This window comes from Megamonas funiformis (assembly GCF_010669225.1).
Lineage (GTDB): Bacteria > Bacillota > Negativicutes > Selenomonadales > Selenomonadaceae > Megamonas > Megamonas funiformis.
In genome coordinates, this window is record NZ_CP048627.1 from 740,705 (window position 1) to 752,630 (window position 11,926).

Sequence of the window (11,926 nt, forward strand, 5' to 3'; positions counted from 1 at the left end):
TGAAAAAAGAAAATCTCTTAATATATTAACAAAATATACTAAGAGATTTTTATAATTAGTCTATATCTATTAAGGCTTTTCCTTGATGATACAATCCTGTGCGACAAACTAGGGCATTTTCTACAGAAATATTTAATTTATATTCATTTTTTAATACATCTAAAATTTCATTTGGTTTAGTAGTACCAGTAGATGTGATTTTTATATTTAAAGAAATATTTAATGTATTATCTTCTAAATTGTATTGCATAGCTTTAGGAAGATATTGTTTGATTTCTATTTCTTTGCGTTTTTTTGGTGTTTCACGAACAACGACAATTTCTTTAGTTTGATTAAATTTATTGATAGCTTTTGTTACAGTGTTTAAGTCATCTTGACAAGGTAAAACGATAGAATAGGAAGCTTCATCAACAATGGACATCAAAGCTTTAGCACGCATATCAATTTGTCTAGCTTTTAAAAGTCTCACTCCTGGTGGCAATGCTTTAGATAATTTATCAAATAATTCAGGTTGACAAATGTCTTTTTTTAATTCTAAATCCATATATTCAGCATCGCTTGTTATACCTACAGATAAAGCAGAAGCAAAAGAAATTTTCATATGAGGATTGAAACCTTCGGAGTAAGCTGCTGGAAGATGAGCACGACAAATTGCACGTTGCATTAAAGATGCAAAATCAAGATGGGAAATATATCTTATAGGTTCGCCTTTTGTGATTTCTAAGCGATATTTTATCATTTAATAAAAACCTCCATAAACATAATAGATAATTATTTAATAGTATCCATATCAGTATCAAGTGTAGGGCAAATTCCGCAAGCGTTGCAATTGCCATGACGGCAATCTCTTGTTAACTCGCCTTTTGTAGCTTTTTCGTATTCACGCAATAAGAATTTTTTGCTAACACTTGGAGTAGTATGTTCCCAAGGGAGTTTTTCATCAAATTTATATTCACGCATATTATAAAAATATGGGTCAATATTGCATTTGGCAAAAGCGTTTATCCAAACATCATATTTAAATTCTTCGCTCCAACCATCAAATTTTGCTCCATCTAACCATGCTTGATAGATTACTTTGCTAAGGCGTCTATCGCCACGAGAAATAGTACCTTCTAGGATACTAGTTGTAGCAGTATGATAGTTAAACTGGATAGAGCGGTCAGTGATATGAGATTTTAATAATTGTTGTTTACGTTGGAATTCTTCTAAAGTATTTTGTGGGAACCATTGGAATGGTGTAAATGGTTTTGGTACAAAACAAGATACGCTAACAGTAACGCGAATATCACGGCGTTTAGTGATATAACGATATAATTTAGCAACTTTTGCACCGAGTTCAGCAATGCCGATGATATCCTCATCAGTTTCAGTTGGTAGACCCATCATGAAGTAAAGTTTTACTGTTTTCCAGCCATGACGGAAAGCAGCGCCTGTTGCTTCCATAAGATTTTCTTCAGTTACACCTTTATTGATTACATCGCGTAATCTTTGTGTACCAGCTTCAGGAGCAAAAGTCAAACCACTTTTACGGACTTGTTGCATTTTGTGAGCAAGGTCAATGGAGAAACTATCAATGCGTAGAGATGGTAAAGAGAAAGATACACGTTCGTTTTTATAATCTTCCATGAGGTCATCTACGATTTCACCAAGGCAAGTATAATCAGCAGAGCTTAAAGATGTAAGACTCATTTCATTATAACCAGTGTTATCGAGCATTTCTTTAGCGATAGTGCGTAAGCGGTCAGCAGTGCGTTCGCGTACAGGACGATAAGATATACCAGCTTGACAGAAACGACAACCACGAGTACAACCGCGGAATAATTCGAGCATTACACGGTCATGAACGATATCAATATAAGGTAATACAGGTTTTTTGATAGCGAAAGAGTCGCGGAAATTTTTGATTACACGTTTATTGATTACAGGTTTAGCTTCTGGGCAAAGCGGTAAAATTTCTTTGAAAGTATTATCTTCATTGTAATGAACTTCATATAATGAAGGAACATAGATGCCGTCTAATTTAGCAAGTTCTTTTAAAAATCCTTGTCTGCCACCTACTTTACCTTGTTTTTTCCAAGTGATGAAAGTATCTACGATTTCATTTAAAACTTCTTCGCCTTCACCGATGACAAAGAAATCAAAGAAATCAGCTACAGGTTCAACATTATATACGCAAGGGCCACCACCAACGATAAATGGGTCATTTTCTGTGCGGTCTTTTTGCCAAAGAGGCATGTTGGCTAAGTCTAACATATTTAAAACATTAGTGTAAATCATTTCATATTGAAGTGAGAAGCCAACAAAATCAAATTCTTTGATTGGTGTAAAAGATTCTAAAGCATAAAGTGGTATATTATGTTCACGCATTTTGTCTTCCATATCAAGCCAAGGAGCATAAACACGTTCAGCTACAGTATCTTGTCTTTCATTTAATACTTCATAGAGAATTTTTAAGCCTAAATTGGACATACCTACTTCATAAACGTCAGGCATGGATAAAGCAAAGCGACAATCAACATCTTTATGATTTTTGTGTACAGCGTTTAATTCGCCACCAGTATAGCGAGCAGGTTTGGTAACAGTTTGTAAAATAGAAGGGTCTAGTTTAATCAATTTAATATCCTTTCTTCATGAAAAAAGCTGCTGTATAGGAAATTTTTATTTTTCATACAGTAGCTTTTAAATATAATATATACCAAATAATAATTAATCTTTTTGTTCAGTAGACTTTTGTTTTTCTTCAGTTTCATCTTTTTCAGGAAGACCAACATGTTGAAGACCATTTTTAGCTACTTGAACTGTATTTAAAATGTTTTGGATATAAACACTCATATGGTCAAATACTTGTTCAGCATATTGAACAGAATCATTGCGCATAGCTTCAGAATGTTTATATGTTTTTTCTAAAATTTCTTTTGCTTTAGCTTCGGCAGCTAAAGTAATTTCATTTTCAGAAGCTTTTTTTTGAGCATATACTTTTGCTTGTTCTATGATATTTTTGGCTTCTATGCGAGCATCTTCGATTATTTTATCTCGATTTGCATTGATTTCTTCAGCTTCTTTTAAAGCAGAAGGCCATTCTTTGCGAATATTACTTATGAGACGAATGAGTTCTTCTTCGTTTACTAAGCATTTGTTAGTTAAAAGGAAACGAGAAGAACTAGCCACAAGATCTTCTAATTCGTGAAGGGAGTCTAATAAATCCATAGTGATATTACCTCTATAATTTATAATTATTTTGATGTAGGTACTCGTTTGATTTTTTCATGTATAGCAAGTTCTACACAATGAGGAACTAAATGAGTGATATTTCCACCGAACTGAGCTAATTCTCGAATTGCAGATGAAGATACATGATAATATTTATTATCAGTAGTTAAAAAGATATTTTCAATATCTGGAGCCATGTTTTTGATGAGCATAGCGCGTGGAAACTCATAGAGAAAATCGTTGGCATCACGTAAACCGCGAACGATTACATGAGCATTTTTTTGATGAGCATAGTCAGCAAGTAGACCAGCAAAACAATCAACTTTTACATTAGGAATATGAGCAGTAGCTTGTTTTAATAAAGCTACGCGTTCTTCAACAGTAAATAAAGGTTTTTTATTTATATTATTGAAAACACCAACAATTACTTCATCAAACATTTTAGAAGCTCGTTCAAAAATATCAATATGCCCATTAGTTACAGGGTCAAAACTTCCAGGACAGATAGCAATAGTCATACATTAATCCTCACTTTTATTTGATTTTAATTCATAAATACTTATTTGTGTAGTAGAACCATATTTTTGATTACGCAATAAAGTATATTGATGAAAATCTGAAGGTAGTTTATCTTCAATAGCATGTTCCATAATAATTATACCATCTTCAGTTAATAATGGATATTCATGGAGCATTTGCAAAACTTTTAAGCATAAATCTTGATGATATGGCGGGTCACAAAATATTATATCAAATTTTGTTTGTTTTAGATGTAATTTTTTTATGGTAGCAAAGACATCAGCTTTTAAGATAGTAGATTTATCAATAAGTTTTGTATGCGTAGCATTAAATTTAATAGTTGAAATACTATCTAAAGAGCAATCTACCATGATGGCATGATTGGCTCCTCGACTGAGTGCTTCTAAGGATAAACTGCCAGTTCCTGAAAATAAATCTAAGACATTTTTATCATAGATAAAAGAACCTAATATATTAAATAAAGATTCTTTTATTCTGTCAGCAGTAGGTCGAGTATTTTGCCCTTTAGGGGCTTTTAATTTTGCCCCGCGAGCTGAACCTGTGATTATTCTCATAAATTATCACCTAATAATTTAGCTTTTAATTGTTTATAAGCTTTTGTATAGTATGGGCCATTTTGAGATTCACGATGGTCAAAACCATAAGCACGTCTACTTATAGCTAAGATAGGTGGTGCTTGAATGCGTTTAGCTACTGCCATACCTGTGAATAAATTCCACCAACGTTCTAAGTCGCAGATAAAGTCTTTAGCTGTAGCAAAGTATTTATCTACAAGACCAGCCTTGCAACCAATATGTTCTTCTAAAGTTTTTTCACTATACCAAAGAAGAATATCTTCTGGAGTAACTTTTTGCCAGCTTTCGACAAAAGCGCGGAATAAATAATCGTGATATGGATATTTAATAGGGTCGCCCTTACCAGCATCAACATCTTGTTCACTAGAAAGTTCGGCACTAGGTACAATATCAATAATACCTTGAGGAATTACTTCACGTTTATATACATGTTCATTTAGATAATGAGCTAATTCATATACTTGATATTTCCATAAATCAGCAAGACCAGCTAAAAATCCAGATTGGTCACCGTATAATGTGGAATAACCGACTGTAGTTTCTGCTTTATTGGCATTACAAGTAAAGCCCCCACTAATGCTAGCTGCCATACCAGCTAAAATGCGAGCTGAACGGTCGCGAGCTTGGATATTTTCTTTGACAAAAGAAGATACTTGTACTTTATGAACATCATTAGTAGCTAAATGAGTGATATCAGTATTTTCAAATTGATTTACAGTGAAATCAACAACTTCTTGAATTGGCACAATAGCATAATTACAGCCTAAATTATGAGCCAATTGACTAGAAAGACCTTTTGTTGTAGCAGAATTGAATTTACTAGGCATATTAATTAAGGTAATATTTTCAGCACCTAAAATATCTGCATAAAGAGCAGAAGCAACAGCAGAGTCAATACCACCAGAAATACCGATGATTACTTTTTGCATACGAATATTTTTGAGGAATTTTTTGATACCATAATGAAGTGCTTGATAAATATTAGAAATATCATCATTTTGAGGAATTGGAAGAGGAGTATATTCATCATTGCCAAGTAAGTTTATATAATTATTTTGAGCTTTATAAGCAGGGCAAGTTGCAATGATATTTCCATTTTCATCATAAACTGTGCTAGAACCATCAAAAGTATAGATAGTTTTACCATTGTTTTGAATACCAATATTATTTACATATATTAAAGGAATGTTATTATCTTTTGCTTGTTTTGCAAATACGCGATGGCGTTTATTATTTTTGCCGAAAGTATAAGGAGAAGCAGATATATTGATTAACATATCTAATTTATAATTTTGACAAAGAATATCAATCGGAGCAAAGGCATAATCATCACTCCAACCATCTTCACATAAAATACAACCTAAATTTAATTCTTGACCTTTGATATTGACTTTTACAGGAGAAAGAATATCATTTAAATTGAGTTTTAGTTCAGTTGCTAAGCTTTGTAAACTGAAGAAATAACGACTATCATCAAATTCACGATAATTTGGAAATAGAGTTTTGATGACAAATGGATATGGAGATTTTTCAGGTTTGATTAATTTGCCATTATAAGCTGTATATAAAGCATTGTATTTACGAACGCGACCATCAGTATTTTTCTTATCCCAGTCAACAGCAATATTACCAAAAATGATACAAATATCTTGAGAAGCTGCGATAATATCTTCGCCATAGCTTAAACAATCTTTTAAAAATGCTGTTTGTTCCCAAGTATCACCTAAGAGATAACCTGGAATACACATTTCAGGGAAAATTATAATATCTGTATTATTTTGTTTAGCTTCATCAATAGCTTGAAGCATACGCTCTACATTTAGGTCAGGATGACTTGGTTCAACATCAATTTGGCTGAAACAGATTTTTACCATAAAACAACCGCCTTTATTATTAATTAATTATGTTACTACAATAGCACGAATTGTATTGATTTACAAGTAAATGAGCAGATAAATAGAGATATATATAAATAAAAAGCTTGCAATTTAAATTCTTTCTGTGATATAATGTTAGCACTGTGTTTTTTAAAAGTACGACATGATTTTTATTAGATATAATAAATATGTAGTCGTCAAGACAATAGGGCAAGAACAACCCGAATTTAAGCTTGTGGAGATAGTAGGTAACGAATTTGATGAAGCAAGAAGTCAACTATTATAATATGTAAATTATTTCTATTATTATAGAAGGCAGTTCATGACTTAGTAATTATTTTCTATCTTCCATTCCTTAAGGAGGTGTGCTAAATGGCAAATGTTTGCGAAATCTGCGCTAAAGGTGAAAGAGCAGGAATGAATGTAAGCCATTCTCATTTAAAAACTAAACGCACTTGGAAACCAAACATTCAGCGTGTACGTGCTGTAGTTGACGGTGAAGTTAAACGTGTTAATGTTTGCACTAGCTGCATGCGTTCTGGTAAAATCCAGCGTGCTTAATGGTCTTAACGGACATTATAAAAAATAAGCTGCTTAGTATTAAGCAGCTTATTTTTTATTGCTAGAATAAATCAAATATCATGATTAAATTTTAAGGAAAAATAATAGGAGAAAAAAATGGCATTTTCTGAAAAAATTATTGAAACTAGACAAAAAGCTTTAGCTTTATGTAAAGAATATTTTGCTCGTCCTGATGAAATAGCAGAATTTAATACTTTAAAAATTCTTGATGCTATGAGAAAAGTAAAAGTGTCTGAAGCACATTTTAATACAACATCTGGATATGCTTATGATGATATTGGTAGAAATAAAATTGAAGAATTATATGCAGAAGTCTTCAAAGCAGAAGCGGCTTTAGTGCGTACACAATTTGTATCTGGTACACATGCTTTAGCTACTGTTTTATTTGGTATATTGCGTCCTGGTGATCAATTGATATATATTACAGGAACACCATATGATACTATGCAAACAGTAATTGGTTATGCAACAGATAGCCCAGGTTCATTAAAAGAATTTGGTATTTTATATGATGAAGTGCCATTAAAAGATGGTTGTGTTGATTTTAATGTAGCTAAAGAAAAAATTACTACAAAAACTAAAATGGTAGTTATTCAGCGTTCTTGTGGCTATATGATGCGTCCAAGTTTAAGCGTAGATGAAATTGGTGAAATTTGCAAATTCGTCAAAGAAATCAATCCTAATTGTATTTGTTATATAGATAATTGCTATGGTGAATTTACAGATACAAAAGAACCTATTGAAGTAGGCGCTGATATTATTGCTGGTTCTTTAATTAAAAATCCAGGTGGCGGTATTGCTCCAACAGGTGGATATATTGTAGGTAGAAAAGATTTAGTAGAACTTGCTTCTTATCGCATGACTTCTCCTGGTATGGGAGCAGAACTTGGTGCTTCTCTTGCAAATAACCGCTTGTTATTCCAAGGATTATTTTTAGCACCACATGTTGTCGCTCAAGCTGTAAAATCTGCGATTTTTGCTGCTGCATTTTTTGATTTATTAGGATTTAAAACATTACCTGCACCAGATACAAAAAGAAATGATATTATTCAAGCTATTGAAATGGGTAGCAAAGAAAAATTAGTTGCTTTTTGTCAAGGTATTCAAAAATATTCTCCAGTTGATTCTTATGCAGCTCCAGAACCATGGGATATGCCAGGCTATGAAGATCAAGTTATCATGGCAGCTGGTACTTTTGTACAAGGAGCTTCTATTGAACTTAGTGCAGATGGTCCTATTCGTGAACCATATAATGTATATCTTCAAGGCGCATTGACTTTTGAACATTCTTTAGTTGCTATTATGGGTGCAGGTCAAGCAGTAGAAGATTTAAATAAATAATCTTAGTGATAAAGTAAAATAAATACAAAAAAAGACACGTTATTTCGTGTCTTTTTTTGTGTGTATATATTATATTGGAGAGCTAAGGAAAAGCTTGTATTTAATATAACATAAATGATAATGATTTTCAATACCTAAAATGAATTAAATCATAAAAATTTTTGTTGGTTAAATATTTGTGTATAACAAAAAAAGACACGTTGTTTCGTGCCTTTTTTGCTTGTATATATATCATAATTGGAGAGTCAAGGAAAAGCTTATATATAATATAACATAAATGATAATCAATTTCAATACATAAATAAAAATAAATTTTTTTTAGAATAGCTTTATATAATTAGATAAGTTAAAATAAATAATAGAGAGATTGGTAAACGGAATAATAAAAAAATGGATTTTGATAAAAGAAATATTTTAGTAGAAAAATAGTCTTATTTATAGTATTATTTTGGAATTGTTAAGAATATGTGAAAATGGTACAAATAATAATTTAAATATGTTAAAATACATTTTGCTGAGATTTACATAACTTTGAAATTTTATAGGAGGAGAAAGATGAGACATATGTCAGAATTAGCAAACACACATATTTGGCGTTACTTAAAAATCTTAATTGGCTCGTTAATTGCAGGTTTAGGTTATAGTACGTTTATTATTCCTGCGAAGTTGCTTGCTAGTGGACTCAGTGGTATTGCTGTTATTGTTTACTATATGATTGATTTACCGATTGGTTTACAATTAATAGTATATAATATCCCAATTGTATATTTAGCATATAGAGTTTTTGGTAAATTATATGCGATTGATACGATTATTGGAACAGTAATGTTATCCGTAGCTATTGATGCTACAAGTTTTATTGGAAACTATCACCTGGTAGAAGACCCTATACTTAATTCTGTTTTTGGTGGTGTACTTGTAGGTATAGGTTGTGGTATTGTATTTAGAGCCAACTCTAATGGTGGTGGCTTTGATGTATTAGGTGCTGTTATCAAAAAATATTACTCCCTTGATTTAGGAACAGTAGTATTTGGTTTTAACTTGATTATTATTTTAGTAGGTATAGTATTGTTCAATGTTTCTATTGGTTTATATACTTTAATTAATATGTATATTGTTGGTGAAATCACTAATAAAGTAGTAGCTGGTTTCAATCGCAAAAAATTAGTAATAATCATATCACCATTTTCAGAAATTATTGGTTGGACTATTATTCAACATATTGGACGTGGCGTTACATTTTTAAATGGGGAAGGCGCATATAGTCATAAAAATCAAAAGGTAATTTTTGCAGTGGTGAATTTGACACAGGTAAGCAAGGTAAAACTCATAGTGAATGCTATAGACCCGACAGCTTTTATGATTATTACAGATACATCAGAAGTTGCTGGACGAGGTTTTACTATAAAGATGCCGGAAAAACATTCGAGCAAGGATTTAACTGAATAAAAAGGTTTATAGGTTTGCCTTTATTAACCTAAATATATATTAGAAGAGGGATAGATATTAGGTGTCCGAAAAATTAAAACTATATGGATTTAATAATTTGACAAAGTCTTTAAGCTTTAATATTTACGATGTTTGCTATGCCAAAACACCAAGGGAACAGCGTGATTATATAAAATATATAGATGAACAATATAATTCAGAGCGTTTGACAAAGATTTTAACAAATGTAGCAGAAATGATAGGAGCTAGAGTGCTTAATGTTTCTAGTCAAGATTATGATCCGCAAGGAGCCAGTGTAACTATTCTCTTGGCAGATGAAAATATGCGTTTGGCAAAAAATGATGAAGTGGAAGATTGTGTGAGTAGTAAGACTGTTTTAGGTCATTTGGATAAAAGTCATATCACTGTGCATACGTATCCAGAATATCATCCAGAAACAAGTATTGCTACATTTAGAGTGGATATAGATGTTTCTACTTGTGGAGAGATTACTCCGCTTAGTACACTTGATTATTTAATTGGAAATTTTGATTCTGATATCATAACGATGGATTATCGTGTACGAGGTTTTACTCGTGATGTCAGTGGTAGAAAGTTATTTATGGACCATAAAATAACATCTATTCAAGATTATATTATGCCAGATACTTTATTGAATTATGATGCAATGGATATAAATGTGTATCAGGCTAATTTATTTCATACAAGAATGTTGATTAAAGAACCAGAATTAAGTAATTACTTATTTAATACTGATATTTATGAAATACCACCAAAAACTAGATTGGAAATAAGCAATCGTTTGCGTCGTGAGATGTTAGAGATTTTTAGTGGTACAAATGTTTTTTGATAAATCATAAATGATTGATTAAAGAAGGTTGGTGAAATTATTGGATAGACAAGCACAAAAGAAAATGCCTGTTTTGGAAGCTTTAGAAAGATTTAAAAAAATGCGTGTAGTACCTTTTGATGTTCCAGGACATAAAAGAGGTAGAGGAAATAAAGCTTTATTAAATTTTTTAGGCGAAAAATGTTTATCTGTAGATGTAAATTCAATGAAACCATTAGACAATTTATGTCACCCAGTTTCTGTAATCAAAGAAGCTGAGGAATTAGCAGCAGATGCTTTTGGAGCAGAGCATGCCTTTTTTATGGTAGGTGGAACTACGTCAGCTGTACAAACGATGATTTTAACAGCTTGTAAGCGTGGTGATAAGATTATTTTACCGCGAAATGTCCACCGCAGTGCTATAAATGCGATGATTTTGTGTGGAGCTATTCCAATATATATTAATCCGCAGATGGATAAACAACTTGGTATATCACTCGGTATGTCAGTTGAGGAAGTAAAAAAAGCTATAAGAGAAAATCCAGATGCTAAAGCAGTTTTAGTAAATAATCCAACATATTATGGTATTTGTTCTAATTTAAAAGAAATTATAAAAGTAGCCCATGAACATAATATGTTAGTTTTGGCTGATGAAGCACATGGAACACATTTTTATTTTAATAAACGATTACCTATAGCAGCTATTCATGCGGGAGCTGATATGGCAGCTGTAAGTATGCATAAATCAGGTGGCTCACTTACACAAAGTTCATTTTTGCTCACTGGTAAAAATGTAAAAGCAGGTTATGTTCATCAGATTATAAATTTGACACAAACTACAAGTGGTTCATATTTATTGATGTCTAGCCTTGATATTTCTCGTTCTAATTTAGCCGTACATGGCAGCGAAATCTTTGATTTTGTTATAGATTTAGTAGATTATGCACGACAAGAAATCAATAATATCGGTGATTATTATGCTTATGCAGATGAAAAGATAAATGGCGATAGTGTTTTTGATTTTGATACCACTAAATTAGCTATTTATACATTACCTGTAGGTCTTGCTGGTATTGAAGTATATGATTTATTGCGTGATGAATACGATATTCAAGCAGAATTTGGAGATATCGGCAATCTACTTGCTTATGTATCTGTTGGCGATAGAGCAAAAGATATTGAACGCTTAGTAAGTGCGTTAGCAGAAATTCGCAGAAATTATAAAAAAGACCATAAGGGCATGTTAGAAGCTGAATATATCAGCCCTAAAGTAATGTGTGGACCACAAGATGCCTTTTATAGTGAAAAAGTATCTTTACCATTAGATGAAAGCTGTGGTAAAGTATGCAGTGAATTTGTAATGTGTTATCCTCCTGGAATACCGATTTTGGCACCAGGGGAATTAATTACACCAGAGATTTTAGAATATATTCACTATGCTAAAGATAAAGGCTGTTCCATGACAGGCCCTGAAGATATGGAAATAAAACGTTTAAATGTAATTAAGGAGTGATAGATAA

General features: G+C 32.0%; 9 protein-coding genes and 1 pseudogene. 5 read left to right on the forward strand and 5 right to left on the reverse strand.

What is annotated here, in order from left to right; all coding sequences use genetic code 11:
• Nucleotides 1-55: 55 nt before the first annotated feature.
• The 5 genes and pseudogenes from GXM21_RS03660 to nadE all read right to left on the reverse strand — a co-directional run bounded on the left by GXM21_RS03660 (nucleotide 56) and on the right by nadE (nucleotide 6,202).
• A pseudogene (locus tag GXM21_RS03660) lies at nucleotides 56-2,616 on the reverse strand (TIGR03960 family B12-binding radical SAM protein).
• 93 nt (nucleotides 2,617-2,709) lie between these two features.
• Nucleotides 2,710-3,210 carry an ATP synthase subunit B family protein gene (locus GXM21_RS03665; protein WP_008538491.1) on the reverse strand — a complete coding sequence of 167 codons (501 nt, stop codon included), beginning with the start codon at nucleotides 3,208-3,210 and terminating at the stop codon, nucleotides 2,710-2,712.
• A 26-nt stretch (nucleotides 3,211-3,236) separates the two neighbouring features.
• Nucleotides 3,237-3,731, reverse strand: a complete 495-nt coding sequence (gene coaD, locus GXM21_RS03670) for a pantetheine-phosphate adenylyltransferase (protein ID WP_008538490.1) — start codon at nucleotides 3,729-3,731, stop codon at nucleotides 3,237-3,239.
• A gap of 3 nt (nucleotides 3,732-3,734) precedes the next feature.
• Nucleotides 3,735-4,307 (reverse strand): 16S rRNA (guanine(966)-N(2))-methyltransferase RsmD, encoded by a 573-nt coding sequence (gene rsmD / locus GXM21_RS03675; RefSeq protein ID WP_008538489.1) that lies wholly within the window; start codon nucleotides 4,305-4,307, stop codon nucleotides 3,735-3,737.
• A complete protein-coding gene (nadE, locus tag GXM21_RS03680; protein ID WP_008538487.1) occupies nucleotides 4,304-6,202 on the reverse strand; it encodes an NAD(+) synthase in 1,899 nt (632 codons plus the stop codon). Before nadE ends, rsmD begins: the two co-directional genes overlap by 4 nt.
• 375 nt (nucleotides 6,203-6,577) lie before the next feature.
• On the opposite strand from nadE, the gene rpmB reads away from it, so the two are divergent.
• The 5 genes from rpmB to GXM21_RS03705 all read left to right on the forward strand — a co-directional run bounded on the left by rpmB (nucleotide 6,578) and on the right by GXM21_RS03705 (nucleotide 11,919).
• Nucleotides 6,578-6,766, forward strand: coding sequence for a 50S ribosomal protein L28 (gene rpmB, locus GXM21_RS03685; protein WP_008538486.1), 189 nt, complete (start codon nucleotides 6,578-6,580; stop codon nucleotides 6,764-6,766).
• 117 nt (nucleotides 6,767-6,883) lie between these two features.
• The gene (locus GXM21_RS03690) at nucleotides 6,884-8,128 is read left to right on the forward strand and encodes a methionine gamma-lyase family protein (RefSeq protein ID WP_008538485.1); all 1,245 of its coding nucleotides are present in this window, start codon (nucleotides 6,884-6,886) and stop codon (nucleotides 8,126-8,128) included.
• Nucleotides 8,129-8,683: 555 nt separating this feature from the next.
• Complete coding sequence (locus tag GXM21_RS03695; protein WP_008538484.1) at nucleotides 8,684-9,577, forward strand: YitT family protein; 894 nt, start codon at nucleotides 8,684-8,686, stop codon at nucleotides 9,575-9,577.
• 61 nt (nucleotides 9,578-9,638) lie between these two features.
• Nucleotides 9,639-10,427 carry an adenosylmethionine decarboxylase gene (speD, locus tag GXM21_RS03700; RefSeq protein WP_008538483.1) on the forward strand — a complete coding sequence of 263 codons (789 nt, stop codon included), beginning with the start codon at nucleotides 9,639-9,641 and terminating at the stop codon, nucleotides 10,425-10,427.
• A gap of 64 nt (nucleotides 10,428-10,491) precedes the next feature.
• A complete protein-coding gene (locus GXM21_RS03705; protein WP_177159339.1) occupies nucleotides 10,492-11,919 on the forward strand; it encodes an aminotransferase class I/II-fold pyridoxal phosphate-dependent enzyme in 1,428 nt (475 codons plus the stop codon).
• Nucleotides 11,920-11,926: the final 7 nt, after the last annotated feature.